Genomic DNA, 20,251 nt, shown 5'->3' with positions numbered 1-20,251 from the left:
CGCGACCATGTCCGAAACCGAGACCCTGGCCGACACCGCCACCGAAGTCCCTCCGCAGCACACCCTCAGCCGCGCCAGCGTGCTGCAGGATTACCGCACCTGCTACCTGAGCCGCCAGGCGAGCCTCCTCGGCCGGCGCGAGGTGCTCACCGGCAAGGCCAAGTTCGGAATCTTCGGCGACGGCAAGGAAGTCGCCCAGGTGGCCATGGCCCGGGCCTTCCAGCCGGGCGACATCCGCTCCGGCTACTACCGCGACCAGACGGTGATGATGGCCCTTGGGCTGCTCACCGTCGAGGAGCTCTTCGCCCAGCTCTACGCCCACACCGACCTCGCCGCCGAGCCGGCCTCCGGCGGCCGCCAGATGAACGGTCACTTCGCCACCCGCAGCCTCGACGAGGCCGGTCAATGGCGCTCCCTGACGGCGGGCTACAACTCCTCCGCCGACGTCTCGCCGACCGGCTCGCAGATGCCCCGCCTGCTCGGTCTGGCCCACGCCTCGCGCCTCTATCGCCACCTGCCGGACCTCGCCGAGCGCGAGGACTTTTCCCGCGGCGGCAACGAGATCGCCTTCGGCACCATCGGCAATGCTTCCTGTGCCGAGGGCATGTTCTGGGAAACGGTCAACGCCGCCGGCGTGATCCAGGCACCGCTGCTGCTCTCCATCTGGGACGACGGCTACGGCATCTCCGTACCCAACCGCTACCAGGTCACCAAGGGCGACCTGTCGCAGCTCCTCTCGGGCTTTCAGCGCAATCCGGAGAGCCCTCAGGGCTTCGACCTCTACACGGTTCAGGGCTGGGACTACGCGGCCCTCTGCGACACCTACCTCGAAGCCGCCGAGAAGGTCCGCCGGGAGCACGTACCGGCCATCCTGCACGTCATCGAGATGACCCAGCCCCAGGGGCACTCGACCTCCGGCAGCCACGAGCGCTACAAGTCCCCCGAGCGTCTCGCCTGGGAGAAAGAGTTCGACTGCCTCGATCGCATGCGCGCCTGGATTCTCGACCAGGGCCTCACCAGCGAGGAAGAGCTCGCCGCCGGCGAGGCCGAGGACAAGGAAGCCGTCCGCAGCGCCCAACGACGCGCCTGGGATGCCTACCGTGCCTCCATCGATGGCGACCGCAAAACCGTGGTCGCCCTCCTCGACTCGCTGGCTGCCAGTGCCGGCGACGCCGGCGAGGCGATTCGAGAGCGAGCGGCCAAGCTCGGCCGGAAGAGCGCCGCCTTCCGTCGCGACCTGCTCACCGCCGCCCAGGAGTCGCTGCTCGATGTCTGGCACCAGGACAGCGCCGAGCGCCGCGCCCTGATCGACTGGCGCGAGCGCTTCCACCGCGAGATCTCGCCGCTGTTCTCGAGTCAGCTCCACTGCGAGACCGAGCGCTCCGCCCTCGCCGTCCCGGTGGTGGCACCGCAGTACGACGACGAAGGCGCCACGGTCGATGGCTTCAAGGTGGTCAATGCCTGCTTCGCCGCCGCCCTCGAGCGCCATCCCGAGCTGATCGCCTTCGGCGAGGACGTTGGCCAGCTCGGCGACGTCAACCAGGGTTTCTCCGGCCTCCAGGAGCGCTTCGGGGAGCTGCGCGTCGGCGATACCGGGATTCGCGAATGCACGATTCTGGGACAGGCCATCGGCATGGCGATGCGCGGCCTGCGACCGCTGGCCGAGATCCAGTATCTCGACTACGTCCTCTACGCCCTGCAGATCATGTCCGACGACCTCGCCTGCCTGCGCTGGCGCACCCACGGCGGTCAGCAAGCGCCGGTGATCGTCCGCACCCGCGGCCACCGCCTGGAAGGCGTCTGGCACTCGGGCTCGCCGATGGCCGGCATTCTCAACCTGGTGCGCGGCATGTACGTGTGCGTGCCGCGGGACATGACCCGCGCCGCGGCGATGTACAACACCCTGCTGCAGGCCGACGACCCGGCCCTGGTGGTCGAGGTGCTCAACGGCTACCGCACCAAGGAGCCAATGCCCACCAACATCGGCGACATGACGCTGGAGCTGGGAGTGCCGGAGGTGCTGCGCGAGGGAACGGACGTCACCCTGGTGACCTATGGCGCCTGCTGTCGTATCGCCGAGACGGCGGCGGAGCAGCTCTCGCGGGTCGGCATTGAGGTCGAGATTCTCGACGTCCAGACACTGCTGCCCTTCGATCGCCATGGGCGCATCGTCCAGTCCCTCGAAAAGACCCACCGCGTACTGTTCCTCGACGAGGACGTCCCCGGTGGCACCACCGCCTTCATGATGCAGCAGGTGCTCGAAGAGCAGGGCGGCTGGAACTGGCTCGACGCTCCGCCGCGCACCCTCGCAGCCCGGCCCCACCGTCCGGCCTACGGCTCCGACGGCGACTATTTCTCGAAGCCCAATCGAGAAGACGTCTTCGCCGCCGTCTACGAGCTGATGCACGACTGCGATCCGGTCCGCTTCCCGCGGCCGGCGGCCTCTCAGGGGGGCTAAAGGCGCCCCCCTCGGGCCCGCGCGGCCCGCCAGCACGCACATGTCGTGCGGCCCCCCATCCAGGGCGGCCCCATCCTCGGCGGCCCCATCCTCGCCGCCTCGCCCATTGGGCTCGCAGGCCCTGTGCAGGGTCGCACAGGGCTAAGTACTACAGAGATTGAGTGCGGCTAGAGGCGCCGCCCTCGAGCCTGCGCGGCCCGGTGACGCAAATGTCGTGCGCCTTCGCTCCTTGGCAGAGCGCCCTAGTTCAGCGCGGGCGTTCTCGAAGGGAAACAAAAAGCCCCCTCGTCACCGAGGGGGCTTGGTGGACGAGCCGGAGCTCGTCGTTCCGGCGATCAAGCCTTACTGCACGACCGCGTCCCAGGCCGTGGTGTTGCCGGACTCGAAGCCGTCGGCGAAGATCGGCGGTGCCGAGACGGCGTAGCCGCAGTCCGCGTAGGCAGTGACGACACCGTTGATGTCGGCCTGACTGAAGCCGAGGTCGGCCGCCGCCTGCACCACCGCCTGGGCGGCGGCGAGCTGGTTGGAGCCGCCGTTGGTCATCTTGATGCCCTCCCAATGGGCCCGGTTGCCGTTGTCACGGCCGACCGCGTCCCACATGTCGAGGCTGCAGGAAGACCAGAACTGGCCCTGCGTGTGAATGCCACCGAAGAGATCCGCCGGATACGTCCGGGTATCGTTCCAATCGGTCACTCGGCCGCCCCAGAAGGGGTTGTGGCCGTCCCAGCTGAACACCCAGTCATAGGCGTCGTCGGCGGGCACCCAGCTGCCGACGATGCGGCTGTATTCGGCCGCCACGTAGTCACCGATACCCTCGCTCAGGCCCTCTTGCTGCGACAGGCCACCGACCGTCGCCCAGTCGTGCAGACCGTGGCCGAGCTCGTGAATCACGACGTCGGCATCCTCGGCATCGTCGACGCCGCCCTCACCGAACTGCAGCCGGCCAGTGCCCGGCGAGTAGGACGAGTTGTCGGCACCATTGAAGCCGTGGGGGTCGAACTGCACACCACCCGGGTACTGATACGGCTCGATGTTGAGGCCGAGGGTGTCGTTGAGATACGCCATGTAGACGTCGATGTGGTAGTAGGTGTTGGCGGCCTCGAAGCCGTCCTGCTCGCGGGTGAAGGTGAAGGACGAGCTGCCCTGGGTGAAGAGCCCCTTGAAGGGCGACGCCCAGTCGGTGATCTCGGCACGCGGCCCGACCAGCGAGAAGGTTCCACCATTGTTGGTGATGTCGCTCAGGGTGCGATTGAAGATCTCGGCGGTGAGCTGGGGCGTGTCGGCATCGTTGCCGTCGACATAGCCGGCGGTACCGTAGGCCACCGTCGCCGAAGACAGCGGATCCGGATCGAAGACATCGCCGTCACCGTCGACCGTCGAGGTGCCACCGTAGGCCATCTTGTCCTCGGCTCGGAAGACCTCGCCACTGTGGGCGTCGACCAACACCTCCCAATCACCCAACGGCGAGACCCGCGGACTGGAGAAGATGCGGTAGGCGAGCCGACCGGCCGTCGCTCCCGGGTAAACCACCAGACCGGCGCGGTCGAAGTGGAAGCCGCCGCTGGCGTCGAGATAGCCGTGGGCGATCTCGCGCGCCTGCTCGGTGGTCAGGGTCGGCCGCAGGTTGTCGACATCGACCCTCGACTTGTAGGTGTTGGCGACATAGGTCACGCGATCGTCGTTGTTGATCTTGATCGTGACCTCGGCACCGTAGACCGGAATGCCCTCGACCTGCTGGCGGTAGCGCACGACGTGGCCCGAGAGGCCGGTGCGGGTGGCGTGGTGCTTGAGATCCGAGAACGTCGGATCGCGCAGCTCGAGAACCCCCTCGGCGGCCTTGAGGTACTGCTTGGCCATGTCTTCCGGGGTGCCGTGGTCGGCCTTGAAGTTCTGATGGAACAAGGCGGCCGGCGAACCGTTGCGATCGATCCGGGAGTGACCGGACTTCTCATAGACGGCGGCACCTTCGAGACCTTTCTCGAGGCCCGTGTCCGGCTTCGGCTTGGCCGCCATCGCCGGCACTGCGACGAGCGCAAGAGCCAGCAGGACGGCGAAAGCAATGCGCTGGTAAGTCGCCATGACTTCGCTTCTCCTTGGAGTGGTAGACGAATACTCGATCATTTGAGTCGGGGCTCTTAGGAAGAGCCCATCTGTCGAATTCGACCTCAAGACGGCCTGTCAGCCGGCCCCTACTCTGCTTGATCCGTCTCGCGGATCCAGCAGTATAGCGCAAGCACCATGAACGCCGAGGCGATCGCGCCGCGGGGCGTCAGCTCGAACTGTGCCGCGGCGCCGGCTGCAGCACCCGGCCGAGACGCTCCTCGGCGAGGCGCAGCAGGTCGTCGAGACCGGTGCGTTGACGGGCGCTGACCGCCACGCCGCTCCAGCGCCGGGCCAGGTCCTCGGCCGCCGCCGCCGTCAGCCGATCGCACTTGTTGAGCACCACGAGCTGCTCCTTGGCTGCCAGATCGAGGTCCGAGACCAGCCCCTCGACGGCGGAGAGCTTGTCGTCGAGGCGCGGATCGGAGGCGTCGGCGACATGCAGCAGCAGATCGGCGTCGACGAGCTCTTCGAGGGTGGCGTGGAAGGCGGCGACGAGGTCCTTGGGCAGGTCCGAGAGAAAGCCCACCGTGTCGGTGACGATGACCTCTCCCTGGCGCGGGAACCGTAGTCTCCTGCTGGTGGGATCAAGGGTGACGAAGAGCTGGTCGGCGGACTCCACCTCGCTGCGGGTGAGGGCATTGAGCAGGGTGCTCTTGCCGGCATTGGTGTAACCGATGATCGACAGCACCGGCAGATCCGCTCGCCGGCGGCGACGGCGCCGCAGGTCGCGCTGGCGGGCTAGCCGGGCCACCTTCTTCTCGAGCCCTCGGATGCGGTCGCGGATGCGCCGCCGGCTGACCTCGAGGGCGGTCTCGCCGGGCCCCCGACTGCCGATACCACCGGCCAGCCGCGAACGACCGGACTCGCGGCCGGAAAGGCGCGGCAGCGCATACTTGAGCTGTGCCAGCTCGACCTGCAGCTTGCCGTCGCCGCTGCGCGCCCGCTGCGCGAAGATGTCGAGGATGAGCTGGGTGCGGTCGACCGGCCGGAGACCACTCGAATCCTCGAAGGCGCGGGCCTGGGCCGGCCGCAGATCGACATCGAAAATCGCCACCTCGGTGCCATGGCGCATGCCCTCGAGCATGATCTCGCGCAGCTTGCCGCGCCCCACCACGGTGCGCGGATGCAGCCGCTTGCGGCGCTGCCGAACTGTACCGGCGACCTCGACCCCGGCGGCGCGGGCGAGCTCCAGAGTTTCTTCGAATCGCTCGTCCTCGAGCGCCACACCGACCACCAGAGCCGGCTCGCCGGCAGTGCGGGCGGCGGCCTCGGCCTTGCGTGACAGCTCGTCTTCGAGAGCGCGCATGGTGGCTTCGAAGTCGAGCTCGAGGCGGGGCAGCTCGGCAGCCGAGAAGATGCGGAAGGCGTCCTCCCAGGAGCTGTCCTCGGCGGGCGTCTCGGGCGCCAGGTGAGCCACCTCGACGCGGCCGGCGTCGCCGTCCGGCAGCGCCTCGATCACCGCCACCATGTCGAGGCGAAGCAAGGCCAGATCGTTGAGGTCGTCCTGGCTGAGGGGCTCGCCCCGCAGGTGGGTGTGGATCAGGCGCAGTCCACGGAATCGCCGATTGGCACCGCGCAGCCGGCCGACGTCCGGCAGCTGAAGCTGGAAGGCATCGCCCACCATGACATTGCGCACCACCCCCTCGCGGGAGAGGAAGACACCCACCTGGCGACCGAGCTGGCGGGAAACCGCCGCCAAGTGCCGACCGAGCTCGAGGGACACCAGCTGTCGCGGCGAGACGCGCCGCCGATAGGTGCGCTCGAGGGCGTGGCGTTGGGACGCCTTGACGCCCTTGAGATCGCCATGGACCGGTTGGGAGATCAGTGACCTCCGGGGGTACGACCGGCGCGACGCCGAGGACGGCTCAGTGGACGACTCCGTCCGAATCCGGGCTCGAGCGCTCGCCGACCATCGCGATCAGCGAGGTCAGGAGATCGCGGCGCGCCAGCGGGCCGTCGGCCTCCAGCAGCGCCTGCTTTTCCGCTGGAGAGAAGGGCAAGGCTGCCGCCAGACCATTGACCACCGTGTGGCCGGGAAGCTGCTCGAGCTGAGCGAGATCGACTTCCCCGGGTCGACGCTCCTGGAGGGCCGCGATCAGCGGCAGAGGATCCACTTCCACCTGATCTTCTTCGAGATCGGCCGAAAACTCGGAGCAGTCCGCTTCCACCCGCCGGTAGCCCCGGCAGAGCTCGAGCTCGCGACGCACGCGAAAGCGGCTGACGCCGCGCAGCACGATCACGAAGCGGCCTCCCGTCTGCGGCTCCAGACGCTCGATACGGCCGGCGCAGCCGATCTCGTAGAGGTCCGGCCGCTGTCCCTCGTCGCCGGGCCGCGGCGTGTTGTCCTGGCGCGGCGCAAGGGGCTGGATCATGCCGATCACCCGATCTTCCTCGGCGACGTCCTCGACCATCGCGCGGTAGCGCGGCTCGAAAATATGGAGCGGCAAGAAGCTGCTGGGCAGGAGCAGGACGCCGGTCAGCGGGAACACCGGGAAGACGGAAGGCAGGGGCTCAGCCATCGCCTCCATGATTCCACGAGCCGACCCGCCAGGTCACCTCCCAATCTGCTCGCCGTCAGCGCCCGTGCCCCGGAGCCGCCGAGCGCATCACCGTGTTGCTCCAGGAGGTCGTGTCCCCGGACTCGAAGCCGTCAGTGAAGATGAAGCTCACGCGAGCCACCAGCAGGTCTCGAATGCTGATCGGCAAGTTGCTATGGACGTCGACCGGATTCGAGCCATCGAGGCCAGCGCGGCGAATGCGCGCACCGAGGGCAGAACCGTCGCCGACGCCCTCGGTCCAGTACAGCATCCCGCCGGCGTTATCGACGGCCACATCATGAGGCTGAGCGAGACCGTCGGACGAGTCCAGGATGGTCTCGCGGTTCATGCCGTCGAGGTCCGAGCGATGGATGCAGTCGCAGTCGTGATCGGTCCAATAGAGCTTACCCGCCGTCGGGTCGAGGTCGATACCGCGGATCGAGGAGCTCTCACCGAGATGGATGTCGACGACGTTGCTGCCGTCGAGATCGGAGCGGCGAATCGCCGCCACCGGCGAGGAGCTGTCGGCGATGCCATCGACCCAGTAGAGGTGTCCCTGGGTGGCGTCGAGGGCGAGGTCGTGAGGCCGCTCGAGCCCCGGCACGACGGTCGTCAACCCGGTGCCCGCGGTGGTCGCCGAGTAGATGCCACCACCGGTTCCGACGGGCGAGTTCTTCGCCCAGTAAAGGCGCCCCCCGGCGGCGTCGAGAACCATGCCTCGAGAGTTGACCAAGGTGCTCTCGCCGGTCATCAGGAGGCTGGCTTCGTCGGCCTGGCGAGGCTGGTGCATCAGGGTCCCGTTGTCGCCTTCCGCGAAGTAGAGATCACCGGTCGCGCCGTCCACCGCCAGATCGTGACCCTCGTCGGAAAAGCGCTCGACGAGGAAGGTGCGATTGACGACCTCGAGGCTGAACTCGACGCGATCGAGGCCATTGTCGTTATCCGTCGTCCCGACGCCGTAAGCGTACTCGTTGGTGAGATCGACATCGAAGGGCCTGGAGAGCGGTAAGTTGGTCGAGGGCAGGAGCGCCGTGAGATCGGAACCGTCGGTGCCGACCCGCTGCAGCGAACGATCGACGGCGACGAAGTAGATGTCCCCTTGGCGCAGCTCGAGGGTCGACGGCACCTCTCCGGTGAGCACCGTGATCGGATTCTGCCCATCGAGATCCCGCCGCACGATGCCGACAACGCTCGAACCGGCACCGAAATAGAGATGGCCGTTGGCGGCGTCGACCTCGACCTCGACGGTGGAGTCGTTGACAACCGTCAGGGCAACGGCATTGGAACCGTCGAGATCGGCGCGATTGAGGGTCTTCAGCGAATCCGTCAGGTAATAGACATGGCCGCCGGCCGGATCCAATCCCAGCCCTCCCGGCTCGTCGAGACCGGACAGCAGGTTTTCGAAGGCGGAGCCGTCGGTCGCCACGCGATCGAGGGTGCCGCTCTCGTTGGTCCAATAGAGCCAGCCGCCGGCGGCGTCGAGCTCGAGATCCTCGACATTGCCGAGACCTTCCCACAGCAGCTGCCGATTGCTGCCATCGAGATCGCCGGCGAAGAGCCGCATCTCCTCCGACTTGAAATCCTCGCTCCAGTAGAGGCGACCGCCGGCCAGATCGACGACCACGCCGTCGACCTCCCAACTCGCGACCACCCGTTCCGGCGCCTCGTCCGGGAGCCGGCTTTCGAAGATCTGAAGGTCATTGTTCGTAGCCCAGTAGAGAAAGTCACCGCCCTCGGCGGGTGGGACCACGAGAAGGGTAGAGGCCGCCAGGAGGGCGGCCTGCCAGGTCCGAAGCTCAGCCATGTCGCTCACCTCAAAAGAACTTCCGTTTCCTCTCCCGGAACCAAGACGACTCGGCGCTGAGGAGCTCTCTACGAGAAGATCGACGGAACCTCTACCCGCTCGCAGCGGCTCACTCTCAACGGGCTCACTCCCAACCGTTCGAGACCCGCAGCGCGCCATGACGCCGCGCGAAGGCGACGTCGACCAGGCCGAGGGCGCCGTCGCGGGGTCGTCGCAGACACCAGCAGATGTCGTAGGGCACGTAGCCGTAATTATCCATGAAAGCCACGACTTCTGTGAAGATCGGCTGCTCCGGGCGAAAGCGAAACCAGGAGGTCTCGAGGACGAAAAGCTCGCTCTCGCCGAGCAGCGGACCGGCGGCTTCCAGCACTTCCAGCTCGAGGCCCTCGACGTCGAGCTTGACCAGGTCCGGCGGCGGCTGGGTTGCGTCGCACACCGAAGCCAGGGTGACCAGCGGTACCGTGCGCGCCTCCCAGCCGACGGCGGCCGCGCCTTCGGCGCCGGGAAGGAAGGACGAGCTGCCGCCATCCGGCGCCACCGCCAGCACCGACTCGCCACAGCGGCCAGCGGCGCCGGCGGCGATCCAGCGCCGACCCGGCGACTCTCCGCAGAACTTCTCGAGGGCCGGCGCCATCTCTCGCCGCGGCTCGATCAGGGTGAAGCGGGCATCGGGGAAGAACCGGCTGGCGGTACGGCTCCAAGAAGCCTCATTGGCCCCGACGTCGAGGACGTGGCGCGGCGCGAAGCCGCGCCCCTTCAGGCCGGCGAAGAAGGCGGGCAGGGAGCCCAGCGAATCGCCTTCGCCGGAGGAGCGCCGAACCCACCTCCTGAGGGAGGTCAGCATCTTGGTACTCTACCGCGATGACGGCGGCTCCCCAGCCCAAATCCGAAGCCCCGCCTCTGCCCGATCTGCTCTCCCTCGAGGGCGGCCCCGGGGTCGACCGCGACCTGCTTTCGGAAATCCTCGAGCTCGCCTTCCTGGGGAGCGAGAAGGCCGCCGACCTCGACCGCGCCATGGGTGACACGGGCCTCCCAGAATCGCGTTGGGACGGCCGGCTGTTCGCCGACGACCTGTTCCTCGCAGACTTCGTTCGCGAATCCCTCACCCTGGCCTTCGATGGCCATCGCTACCGGGTCAACGAGCGCTTCCTCCGCCGTGTCCTGGCCAATCCTCCGACCGACCTGGCGGCGGTGGAGTTCCGCCAGCAGATCCTCGGCGAGCTGGTCGCGCGGCCCCAGCTCGCCGAGAAGGCTCGGCAGCTCTATCGCCAACTGATCGTGCTGGTGTCGATGTTCAAAGCGCCGAATTCCGGCGCGCGCCTCGATACGGTTCTCTTCCGCCTCGACATCCTCAAGCAGTTGCGTCGCCTGGTCGGCGCCATGGTCGACGACTTCGCCGAAGCCCAGTCCGGCCTGCGGCGGCTGCACGAAGCCGGGCGGGCGACCCGCGCCAGCCGCGAGTTCCGCATCCTCGAAGCCCTCCTCGACCACCACGACCGGGCGGCCCGGCTGCGCATCGACGTCGACTTCGGTGCCGACGGCAAGATTCGCGACCTGCGCGTCGCCGAGCTCCTCGAGGACACCGCCAACCGCTTCCATCACGGTTTCGCGCGGCGTCTCTGGCTGCGTTTGAAGATGGCCCTGCGCGGCTACCGGCCGGACCGCGTCGAAATCCTCAAGCGGCTGGTCCTGCGGGTCTACCAGGACATCGCACCGGCGCTGCGACCGATCGTCCAGGTAGCCGGCCATCTCGAGGTCTACCTCACCGCCCTGCAGTTCGCCGAAAGCGCCCGCCAACGTGGCCTCGAGGTCTGCCTGCCGGCGATGGGGGGCGACGCCCTCCGCCTGTCAGGTTTGTTCAACCCCCTCTTGCTGGCCCGCGGCGAAACCCCGACCCCCAACCACCTGCAGGCCGCCACCGCCACCACCACCTTGATCACCGGCCCCAACTCGGGCGGCAAGACCCGCCTGCTGCAGGCCGTCGGCCTGGCCCAGATCCTCGCCCAAAGCGGCCTTTTCGTGCCCGCCGCCGAGGCCCAGATGCCGCTCGTCGACGGGCTCTTCGCCTCCCTGCTGCACAACGCTGCCGCCGACCAGTCGGAAGGCCGCCTGGGGACCGAGCTGGTGCGCATTCGAACCCTCTTCGAATCGGTCGGCTCCCGCTCCCTGGTGATCCTCGACGAGCTCTGCTCCGGCACCAATCCCTCGGAGGCCGAGGACATCATCGCGATGGTCCTCGAGCTGCTCGAGGAGCTCGCGCCCCTGGCCCTGATCAGCAGCCATTTTCTCGATTTCGTTCGCCGCCTCGAAGCCGCACCGCCGGTGCCCGGCCTGACCTTCCTGCAGGCCGAGATCGACGCCGCCGACCGACCGACCTATCAATTCCTCTCGGGGGTGGCGACCAGCTCGCTGGCGGCACAAACCGCCCGCCGCCTCGGCGTCACCTCCGAAAAGCTCGCCGCCCTGGTCCAGGACCAGCGCACGGCGAAGGTACCCAGCGAGGACTCACCATGTTCCGCCAAACCACCCGCCTCCTGACCCTTCTTCTGCTGCTGGCGAGCGCTGCTCCGCTCCTCGCCGACTCGCCGCAGCAGTCCGCCATCGATCGCCTCCTCGAGCTCCATGGCGAGACCGAACGCGACCGCATCGAGCGCGGCGTCGACCAGGTCGCTGCCGCCTGGACCGACTCCGACGGCGACCTGGCGGAGTTCGTCGTCGCCGAGTTCCTGCCCCGCGGCGACCAGCTCGAGGCCACCTTCGAGCGCTTCGAATGGGCCCGCGAACGCATCGACGGCTACATGACCTCGATGGTGCGCGATCTGCGCCGCGGCGTCGACCTCGAGATCGGGCCACTGCTCGCCATCGACCACCGGCTGGCCGCCTTCAACCCTTCGGCGCACCTGACGGAAGACCTCTACGCCAGCAAGCTGGCCTTCATCGCCCTGCTCAACTTCCCGCGCTCTACCCTCGAGGAGCGGCTCGCCGAAGGCGACCGCTGGAGCCGCCGGGAATGGGCCGAGCGCCGACTGACGGGAGGCTTCGGAAGCCGCGTGCCGGCGCAGATTCAACAGGGCATCACCGCCGCCATGTCGGCCGCCGACAGCTACATCAACGGCTACAACATCCACCTCCACCACCTCCTCACGGCGGACGGCCGGCGGCCCTTTCCGGAAGGTCTGCGGCTGATCAGCCACTGGGGCCTGCGGGACGAGCTCAAGGGTCGCTATGCCGACCCTGAAGGCCTCGAGAAACAGCGCCTCATCCAGCAGGTCTTCGAGCGCATCGTGCGCCAGGAAATTCCAGCGGTGGTGATCGATGACCCGCGCTTCGATTGGGACCCGGTGGCCAATCGGGTCACCCTGGCGACCGGAGCCGAGGGCCAGCCTTCGAACGCCCGCGAGAACGACGAGCGCTATCGCCACTGGCTCGAGATCTTCCGCGCCCAGCGCGCCGCGGACACCTACTCACCGGATCAGCCGACCTTCATCGCTCGCCGCTTCCAGTCCAACCGCGAGATTCCCGAAGCGCAGGTCGAAGCCCTGTTCGACGCCGTGCTCAGCTCGCCCCTCGGCCGTCAAGTAGCGGAAGAAGTATCGGACCGGCTCGGCCGCCCCCTCGAACCCTTCGACATCTGGTACCCGGGCTTCAAGCCCGGCGGCGGCCAGGACGAAGCCGAGCTCGACCGCCTCACCCGCCAGCGCTATCCCTCCGCCGATGCCTTTGCGGACGACATCCCGCGCATCCTGCGCGAGCTCGGCTTCACCGGGGAGACGGCGGAGCTGGCGGCCAGCCACATCGTGGTCGAGCCATCGCGCGGCGCCGGCCACGCCTACGGCGCCTCGCGGCGCGACGACAACGCCCATCTGCGCACCCGCATCGGCGCCCAGGGCATGGACTACAAGGGCTACAACATCGCGGTCCACGAGCTCGGCCACAACGTCGAGCAGGTGTTCTCGATGACCACCATCGACCACACCCTCCTCCAGGGGGTGCCCAACACCGCCTTCACGGAAGCCCTCGCCTTTGTCTTCCAGGAGCGCGACCTCGAGCTGCTCGGCCTCGCCGACGGAGGTGGCTCCGGCGCGCGGGACGAGTCGATCCTCGACACCTTCTGGTCGACCCGCGAAATCGCCGGGGTGGCGCTGGTCGACATGAAGGTCTGGCGCTGGCTCTACGACCATCCGGAGGCCACCCCAGGGGAGCTGCGGCAAGCGGTGGTCACGATCGCCGAGGAAGTTTGGAACCACTACTTCGCCGACCTCTTCGGAGTTCGCGATGTCCCTCTTCTCGCCGTCTATTCGCACATGATCGACGCCGCCCTCTACACTCCCGATTACCCCCTCGGCCATCTCATCGCCTTCCAGATCGAGGAGCACTTCCGCTCCCTCGGCGGTCCCCTGGGGCCCGAGTTCGAGCGCATTTCGCGCCTCGGCCGACTGACGCCCGATGCCTGGATGCGTCAAGCCGTCGGCTCGCCGCTCTCGGCCCAGCCGCTGCTCGACGCCACCGCCCGAATCCTCGGCGAAACGCCTCCGAAAACCGCGCTCTCGCCCGATGGCGTGCCGATTCGCTACGGCGTTCACGGGGAGGGCGACACCACCCTGGTCTTGATTCACTGCTGGTGCTGCGACGCCACCTTCTGGCAGTCGACCGTCGACCGGCTGGCCGGCGCCTTCCGGATGATCACCGTCGATCTCGCCGGCCACGGCCTGTCGGGCCTGAATCGGGACGTCTTCAGCATCGAAGCCTACGGTGAAGACGTCGCAGCGGTGGTGCGCGCCGAGAAGGTCGAGCAGCCGATCTTGGTCGGCCACTCGATGGGTGCCTTCGTGATGATCGAAGCGGCTCGTCGGCTGGGACCGGACCGGGTGCAGGGATTGATCGCCGTCGACTCGCTGCAGAACCTCGAACGCGAGTTCGATCAGGAGCAGATGGCCGCCTACTTCGAAGCCCTCGAAACCGACTTCGCGGCCCAGGTGCAGCGCACCGTCGGCCCCTACTTCGACCCCGCCACCGATCGCCAGGTGGTCGAGCGCGTCGCCGCCAACATCGGCCAGGGACCGCTCGAGGTCGGCGTCTCGTCCCTACAGTCGATCATCACCTACGACGCTCCGGCAGCACTCGCCGGCACCGACCTCGACCTGCGGCTGGTGGCTTCCCCGATCGACCCCATCGAGCACGCCACCAACCGCCGGCACACGCGCAGCTTCGAGGCCGAGGTGCTCCCCGGAGTCGGCCACTGGCCGATGTTCGAAAAGCCGGACGAGCTCGCCGCGGCCCTCGCCCGGATGGCGAACGACTTGATCGACGACGACTGAGGCTCTCGAAAGCCGAGTCGTCCCGCCCTCAAAGGCGGCGCTCACGACATCAGAAGGCTGCGCAGCTCACGGAACCTTGCAAGCCAGCCTGAGGCTGCGGGATAGGTTTCGGTTCTCGACTGCGATCAGCCGACGCAGGGCTTGAACCTCAGACGGTCCGAGCCAGCGGCGATGCAGAGACCCTTCTCGATGGATTCGAAGCCGCGACGCTTCCGACTGAACAATCGTCTGCTGAAAGCGACCCAAAGGAGAATCTCCCGAATCCACCGATCGTCGCGCCGCCACCTGACAAGGCCAAGGCAAAGTCACGTCGAAGACAGAACCCAGCTGCCCGGGCGCGACACTTCCGACCTCGTTCTCCAACCGGCGACTCTCGGGAGTGAGACGCAAGCCCGGGATCCGGAGAGCAAATTCTCCACCGTGCCCAATGAGCAGTCGGGACCAGCGGACGGTGGCCGAAAGCTCTACAAAGGGTCCGTTGTCATCCTTCGACAGCCAATCGAGGCGATCGATCTCGACACCCGACAGCCGACGTTCCACGAACGAACGTCCAGTGACTCGCATCTGGTCAGGCGGCCCTGCCGAGAGAAGCTCGACAGCCGCTTGCCCCCGCAGTTTGAGGACCAACTCTCCGACGGCATCGCCTGATGAATCGACCGTCAGGTTCACCTCGAGCTCCCGGCGCTCTGCCTGCGCCGAAACCGGGATCTGAACCAGATCGTTGATGGACGATCCCACCACGAGAGCCAGTTGACCGCCCAGCAGCGGATTCAGCCAGCGGCTACCTCCCATCGACTGAGTAGGGTCGACGAACAGATAACCGCCTCCAACGGCATCTCCAGAGGCTGTCGCCAGCTGCCGAGCCGGCACCGCGAGAATCAAGTGGTTGAACTGTGTCGGGGACGGAAAGTCCTCGTCGACGGCATCTTGGCGAGCGCGAACCAGTGCTGGAAAGGCGTCGATTCCGACCGCTCGCAACATTTCCATGAGCAGCATCGACTTGTCTTTGCAGTCCCCCCAACGACGCTTCAGAACCAGCCTCGGCGGCGACGGCTGAAACCCACCGATTCCGACCTCGACTGCGACATACCGCACGCTCTGCTGGACGAATCGGGTGAGCTCCTCGAGGGTTGACCGTGGACTGTCTGACAGCAGGCTTCTGGCTTGTCGCGCAACTTCAGGGCCACCTTCAGGGACGCCTGAAAGCAGCTCTCGATACCATTGCCCAACTCGCTCCCAGGTCGGATCACTGGCCCAGCTATATCGCAACACCGAGGGCCCATCCGCAGCCGGCTTCAGCCCGGTTGTCGAGATTTCAAGCCCGCCGTTCTCGAGGGTTTGGACATCGAAGGGATCAGCATCTCCCTCGATTTTCCAGTATAAAGAGGGGCCTCCACCATCGAGGCGAACTGTTAGGTTCTCCACTGGCAACTCCCCGGACAGCAGCACCGACTCGACCGGATAGTAGGGCTCTATCTCGACCTCGGTCCTCACTTCCAGAACAGAACCGACTACGGCCTCCGGAAAACTCATGATCAGAAGTTGGCTCGAGTCGTGGAAGTTTCCACTCGGAAGCTTGACCCGATCCTGGTTCTTGCGACGCCCTCGTCGAACCTCGCCATCGGGCATCCGGAGCAAGCCTCGGGCAGAGACCAGTTTCCGGTGATCGTCGAGGTAGACCCTGTGCTGGCGCCAGAGAGCCAAGTCTCGCCGGTCTTCGATCCGCACTCGAAGACTCTCGTGCTCCCTGACCTTGCCGTCACCCCTGATCTCGATGGCAACGGACCGCTCGACAACAGTGGCACCGTGCACCGACCAGCCGAGCGCTATCAGGGCGACGATCCAGAAACTACTGCGCCAAGAGAACAAAAGCCTGAGCATCTCCCTGCACCGTGGCCTCATAGAGCTGCCGAAGCGCGGCATACGGGCCTCCCGGATCGACCTCGGGCTGCCTGATCTCCACGACACGGACCCAGGTGGCTTGGCGCCCGACCCGGTCGAGCTCGACACTTTGGCTCGACCTGCCAACTCGGCTCGCCGAAAAGTGGTCTTCCGGAATCGCCGTCATCGACCAGCCCTCAGGCCAGGTGATCGTCGATTCGAGCCTCTCGGTGCGAGCGAAGTCGAGCCTCACCGCCGTGCGCCTTTCGTGAGGCGGCAGGACAAAAGGTTGGATGGTCAGCCCAAGGGGCCTACTTGGCTGCAATCGAACTTCATCGCCCAAGATCTCCTCGTCCCGCAGACGGACCCTCCAGCTCACCTGATAACCCTTGAGCGAGGTCTCCGAGACCGAAATCTCGAAGACCTCGAAGCGCGGAAGATTCTCACTCAAGACTTCGGACCAGCGCTCCTCTGAATCTCCGAAAAGGTCGAGCAATCGTTGCGCTGCAGCTTCGTGACCCGTAAGAAGCAGCTCACCAACTCCCGAAACCCCGCCGGCAGTATCGATACTCCACCGAGTCCGAGCAAACCGTTCACTGTCCTCGGCCGACGACCTCGGCAGCTCCACAAACTTCGGTTCTCGATTAGGGAGAACCAGACCGGGAGTGCCCTCGAACCCTGCCTGAATCTCTCCGAAGTCCACAAACCGGTTCACGGGATCGAGAAACAGTGGTTGGTCCTCGAGCGAGACCAAGACCAGCACGTGCAGAAACTGAAACGGGTTCGGCATCTCTCGATTGATCTCACCAAGTCTCCGGTTCGCCACCAGGACGAGTTTGCTCGGGACATCGATCGCTTCCAGCATTTCATGTAACAGGAGAGCCTTGTGGGCGGCCGGCCCTCCCTTGTTCTCGAAAACTTCGTCCAGTGTCGGCTCGCCGGCGAATACTCCCCAGCTACCGGAGGTGTCAACTTCGTCCCGAACGAATCGCCAAAGGGCCTGGACACGCTCCCGAGTACCGGACAGCTCACGCACCATCTTCTTGCTCTGACGGCGGACCTTTCTGTTGTCCCTCTGCGCCACCTTGTGGCTACGACGCAGCATGGCCAACGAGCTTTCCCAGCTACCCATCAAGGGAAGCGGTCCGCCGGTCGCAGCGACTTCGGTCGGTAGCAGGACAACATGGGTGGAAACGTCGACCGCCGGAGGCGACAGCGGCTCTTCGGGAATCGGAGGCAAATTCTCAACCCAGAAGCGAAGAATCCGCCCCTCGGGCGTTCTGTCCTTCGCTCCGTTCACGAACACCCCAGGCACTACCCGTGGCCATGGCTTGACGCCCAGATCCTCCGGTACTGCATAGGTGATTTCAGACCGTAAAGTCGGAATCTCGCGACCGAATATCCATGGTTCAAGCCACCATGAACTGTTCCACTGAAGGGTGTATCGGTAATCGATGATCGACCCCACCCGGAGGCCTGGAAAAGCAATCTTCGTCACGTACCGACCCGCAAGCTGAGATCTCGCTTCCTCGAAGATGGACTCTGGACCGAGCATGTCGACCAGACCGTCGGGGTGCACCGCTCGCGCCTCAAGCTCGCTCAGACGCCGGCTCCTGTCATGCTCGATCTCGACTTCTCCGAGGATTTCGACGCCCCTCGGATCAAGGATCTTGATCCGCACCTCGACCTCGAGCCGCGACGTCTTGTGTCGGGAATCGTCTCGAAATCGGCAATAGCCCCGTTCGAAGAGCACGACTCCAGGCGCCGAAGGGAAGCCAGCAACCGATTCCAAGGCTCGCTCGGCTGCAGTTACGGGAGCAAATTCCCGCGCAGCCGAGGAGTCCCCCGGCATGAGGAGCAGAAAAACCCCGAGAACGAGGGCGGCCCACTTCCGGTCAACCCTGAGAGTGGTCAGTCTCATAGACCTCACCGAGAGCTTTCGTCATTTGCCTATCCGAAAAGACGGACAGAATACCTATTTATCCATAAAATTCGTCAAGATTATAGAGGTGAAGTGTGGCGCGAGTCCCGGAACCTCTTCCGAGACGAACGGTCTACGCCAGGCGGCCCTGCTCCCCCAGCACCGGCGATTTCTTGACTCGACGACCACTCCGAATCGGAGAATACGAGCTCCCCTTGTTCTCGCCTTCCGCAATTTCTTACCTGGAAAACGACCATCACGCCCTCATACCATTCGAGGATAAATTTATCCCTTGCCAAAAAATTTTTTCCCCGTAAGTCACACGAACTAAGGCTCTAACCCTCTGAAACCACGAGGCTTACGGTTGCTTCTGGCGATGATTGTCGCTACATTGGTGTACATGACGCGCTTCGAGAACATCGGTAAAGCTCTGCGCCTCTTGCGCGAGAAGAAAGGCAAGAGCCAGAAGGAGCTCGCCCTCGCCGCCGGGATCACCAGCGCCATGCTGAGCAATTACGAGACCGGCGAGAAGAAGCCTTCCCTCGACAGCCTCGGCAAGATCATCGAAGCACTGGACTTGCATCTCGGCAAATTCGACGACGCTCTCGACGTCGTCAACGACCGTCCCCTGCGCTCCCAGCAGTTCGGGTACGCCGCCAATCCCGCCCCGGGGCAGGCGATGGGGGTCGACGTCAAATCCTTCATCGGCGTCGAAGAAGACTTGCCGCCGGACCTCGAGCAGGGCTTCGCGGAAATGATCCACGGCTTTCGCCAGATCTCCCGCTACATGTACCGCACCGCCATTCGCACCGGCCGCGGCCTGCCCTGACCGCCTCTCAACGGTGATGCCGATGCCAAACATCGGCATCGCGCCCAAGGCTCTCACCCTGCGGATTACCCCGCCGCTCAACGGGCGGACAGATTTTCGCGCCTGCGGATAATCCTCGGCATATCCGTCCTGTCGAAAATTGTGCGCGACCCTCGACAACGCAGCGCACCTTTTGTCGCGAGGAGGCGGTACCTTGTTATTTCCAAGGGGAACATTTGTCGAGACTGTAAGTCTCTGATCTAAAAGGGTTTATCTTGCCACGAAGGCGGTTAGCAAGTAGATTGCAGCCATGCCCGTTTTCGATGGACTCGGAAAAGCCCTGCGCTGGCTCCGCGCCAAGCAAGACAAACGCCAGTACCAGGTGGCGGAATCGGCGAGCATCACCAAGGCGATGCTGTCGGCCTACGAAACCGGCAAGCAGAAACCCTCGCTCGAGACCCTGGAGAAGATCATGGAGGCCCTCGGCGTCGACCTCGCGGACCTCCACGATGCCCTGCTAATCGTCACCGAGCGCAAGCCCTACGCCGGCATGGCGCGCCGCGGCGCCGGTCCCTCCGGCGACGTCTTCGGCGAACCCTCCCTCGATGTCTACCGCATCCTGAGCGTCGACCGCCTCCTGCCCCCGGAACAGGAGCAGGCCTTCCTCGAGATGCTACGCGGCTTCCACCGCTTGATGCGCTTCATGCACCACAGCATGGACGACTCCCGCGACAACGGCGATCCCGAAGACTAGCCGGCCTCCGAAGCTGAGAGAGGAAGTAGACTGCCAGGCCATGCCTGGTGAAGGGGTCCTCCAGTTTCGCGCCGACCACCGCCAGCGCCCCCTCGACAAGGAAGCGATGGCGGCGGTGGCACCGCTGCTCGCCTGGCGGCGCGTCCTCCAGAGGCTCGGCCTGATCGGCCGCCAACCGGAGCGCTACGAGGGCCTCGCCTACGGCAATCTCAGCCTGCGCCTGGGCTCAGAGAGCTTCCTGGTGACCGCCTCCCAAACGTCTCATCTCGAAGCCGCTTCGGAGTCGGACCTGGTGGTGGTCGATGGCTGGGACTTGGCCGCCAATCGACTCACCAGTCAAGGTCCGTCGCTGCCCTCCAGCGAGAGCCTGAGTCACGGCGCCCTCTACCAGCGCGACCCCGCCATCGGCGCCGTCTTCCACGGTCACTCGCCGGAGATTTGGCGCTCGGGCCTTACCCAAGGCCTGCCGGCGACCCCCGAAGACGCCCTCAACGGCACCGTCGAGTTGGCTCGAGCCCTGGCCGAAGAGCCGGCCTTTGGCAACAGCGGCCTGATCATCATGGCCGGCCATGAAGACGGCGTCCTGGCCTACGGCGCCACCGCCGAGGAGGCCGGCGGCCATTTCGTCACCGCTCTCGCCAAGGCCTGGCAAGACAGCCGAGAGTAG

At 65.9% G+C, this 20,251-nt stretch carries 13 protein-coding genes; 6 read left to right on the top strand and 7 right to left on the bottom strand.

What is annotated here, in order from left to right; translation table 11 throughout:
- The first annotated feature begins 7 nt into the window (after positions 1-7).
- Positions 8-2,458 (top strand): thiamine pyrophosphate-dependent enzyme, encoded by a 2,451-nt coding sequence (locus AAF604_07355; protein ID MEM7049459.1) that lies wholly within the window; start codon positions 8-10, stop codon positions 2,456-2,458.
- Between the two features lie 342 nt (positions 2,459-2,800).
- Here AAF604_07355 and AAF604_07350 read toward each other — a convergent pair whose 3' ends face one another.
- The 5 genes from AAF604_07350 to AAF604_07330 all read right to left on the bottom strand — a co-directional run bounded on the left by AAF604_07350 (position 2,801) and on the right by AAF604_07330 (position 9,746).
- Positions 2,801-4,537, bottom strand: coding sequence for a peptidase (locus tag AAF604_07350; protein ID MEM7049458.1), 1,737 nt, complete (start codon positions 4,535-4,537; stop codon positions 2,801-2,803).
- A gap of 190 nt (positions 4,538-4,727) precedes the next feature.
- Entirely contained in the window at positions 4,728-6,284 is a 1,557-nt protein-coding gene (hflX, locus tag AAF604_07345) for a GTPase HflX (protein ID MEM7049457.1), read from the bottom strand.
- Between the two features lie 142 nt (positions 6,285-6,426).
- Positions 6,427-7,080 (bottom strand): LON peptidase substrate-binding domain-containing protein, encoded by a 654-nt coding sequence (locus AAF604_07340; GenBank protein MEM7049456.1) that lies wholly within the window; start codon positions 7,078-7,080, stop codon positions 6,427-6,429.
- Positions 7,081-7,135: 55 nt separating this feature from the next.
- Positions 7,136-8,902, bottom strand: a complete 1,767-nt coding sequence (locus AAF604_07335; GenBank protein MEM7049455.1) for a DUF5050 domain-containing protein — start codon at positions 8,900-8,902, stop codon at positions 7,136-7,138.
- Positions 8,903-9,026: 124 nt separating this feature from the next.
- A complete protein-coding gene (locus tag AAF604_07330) occupies positions 9,027-9,746 on the bottom strand; it encodes an FkbM family methyltransferase (GenBank protein ID MEM7049454.1) in 720 nt (239 codons plus the stop codon).
- Between the two features lie 17 nt (positions 9,747-9,763).
- Between AAF604_07330 and AAF604_07325 the strand changes: the two genes are divergently transcribed.
- Complete coding sequence (locus AAF604_07325) at positions 9,764-11,440, top strand: DNA mismatch repair protein (protein ID MEM7049453.1); 1,677 nt, start codon at positions 9,764-9,766, stop codon at positions 11,438-11,440.
- Entirely contained in the window at positions 11,413-14,220 is a 2,808-nt protein-coding gene (locus AAF604_07320; GenBank protein ID MEM7049452.1) for an alpha/beta fold hydrolase, read from the top strand. Before AAF604_07325 ends, AAF604_07320 begins: the two co-directional genes overlap by 28 nt.
- Positions 14,221-14,286: 66 nt before the next feature.
- Here the strand turns inward: AAF604_07320 and AAF604_07315 are convergent, their stop codons facing one another.
- A complete protein-coding gene (locus AAF604_07315) occupies positions 14,287-16,089 on the bottom strand; it encodes a transglutaminase family protein (protein ID MEM7049451.1) in 1,803 nt (600 codons plus the stop codon).
- The gene (locus tag AAF604_07310; GenBank protein MEM7049450.1) at positions 16,070-17,953 is read right to left on the bottom strand and encodes a DUF3857 domain-containing protein; all 1,884 of its coding nucleotides are present in this window, start codon (positions 17,951-17,953) and stop codon (positions 16,070-16,072) included. The genes AAF604_07315 and AAF604_07310 overlap by 20 nt, the downstream gene beginning before the upstream one ends.
- A gap of 445 nt (positions 17,954-18,398) precedes the next feature.
- On the opposite strand from AAF604_07310, the gene AAF604_07305 reads away from it, so the two are divergent.
- From AAF604_07305 to AAF604_07295, 3 genes are all read left to right on the top strand, one after another.
- Positions 18,399-18,851: a helix-turn-helix transcriptional regulator gene (locus AAF604_07305; GenBank protein MEM7049449.1), complete on the top strand. Its 453-nt coding sequence runs from the start codon at positions 18,399-18,401 to the stop codon at positions 18,849-18,851.
- A gap of 289 nt (positions 18,852-19,140) precedes the next feature.
- Positions 19,141-19,584 carry a helix-turn-helix transcriptional regulator gene (locus AAF604_07300; protein ID MEM7049448.1) on the top strand — a complete coding sequence of 148 codons (444 nt, stop codon included), beginning with the start codon at positions 19,141-19,143 and terminating at the stop codon, positions 19,582-19,584.
- A gap of 40 nt (positions 19,585-19,624) precedes the next feature.
- Positions 19,625-20,251 carry a class II aldolase/adducin family protein gene (locus tag AAF604_07295; protein MEM7049447.1) on the top strand — a complete coding sequence of 209 codons (627 nt, stop codon included), beginning with the start codon at positions 19,625-19,627 and terminating at the stop codon, positions 20,249-20,251.

Source organism: Acidobacteriota bacterium (genome assembly GCA_039028635.1).
In the GTDB taxonomy this organism is placed as follows: Bacteria; Acidobacteriota; Thermoanaerobaculia; order Multivoradales; family JBCCEF01; genus JBCCEF01.
This window is presented reverse-complemented; position numbering and strand designations above follow the sequence as displayed.

Excerpts from the sequence above, each read along its gene's own strand:
- AAF604_07295 (MEM7049447.1), top strand. The coding sequence starts at position 19,625 with ATGCCTGGTGAAGGGGTCCTCCAGTTTCGCGCCGACCACCGCCAGCGC.
- AAF604_07335 (MEM7049455.1), bottom strand. The coding sequence starts at position 8,902 with ATGGCTGAGCTTCGGACCTGGCAGGCCGCCCTCCTGGCGGCCTCTACC.
- AAF604_07310 (MEM7049450.1), bottom strand. The coding sequence starts at position 17,953 with ATGCCGGGGGACTCCTCGGCTGCGCGGGAATTTGCTCCCGTAACTGCA.
- AAF604_07320 (MEM7049452.1), top strand. The coding sequence starts at position 11,413 with ATGTTCCGCCAAACCACCCGCCTCCTGACCCTTCTTCTGCTGCTGGCG.
- AAF604_07330 (MEM7049454.1), bottom strand. The coding sequence starts at position 9,746 with ATGCTGACCTCCCTCAGGAGGTGGGTTCGGCGCTCCTCCGGCGAAGGC.
- AAF604_07350 (MEM7049458.1), bottom strand. The coding sequence starts at position 4,537 with ATGGCGACTTACCAGCGCATTGCTTTCGCCGTCCTGCTGGCTCTTGCG.
- AAF604_07305 (MEM7049449.1), top strand. The coding sequence starts at position 18,399 with ATGATTGTCGCTACATTGGTGTACATGACGCGCTTCGAGAACATCGGT.
- AAF604_07300 (MEM7049448.1), top strand. The coding sequence starts at position 19,141 with ATGCCCGTTTTCGATGGACTCGGAAAAGCCCTGCGCTGGCTCCGCGCC.
- AAF604_07355 (MEM7049459.1), top strand. The coding sequence starts at position 8 with ATGTCCGAAACCGAGACCCTGGCCGACACCGCCACCGAAGTCCCTCCG.
- AAF604_07325 (MEM7049453.1), top strand. The coding sequence starts at position 9,764 with ATGACGGCGGCTCCCCAGCCCAAATCCGAAGCCCCGCCTCTGCCCGAT.
- AAF604_07340 (MEM7049456.1), bottom strand. The coding sequence starts at position 7,080 with ATGGCTGAGCCCCTGCCTTCCGTCTTCCCGGTGTTCCCGCTGACCGGC.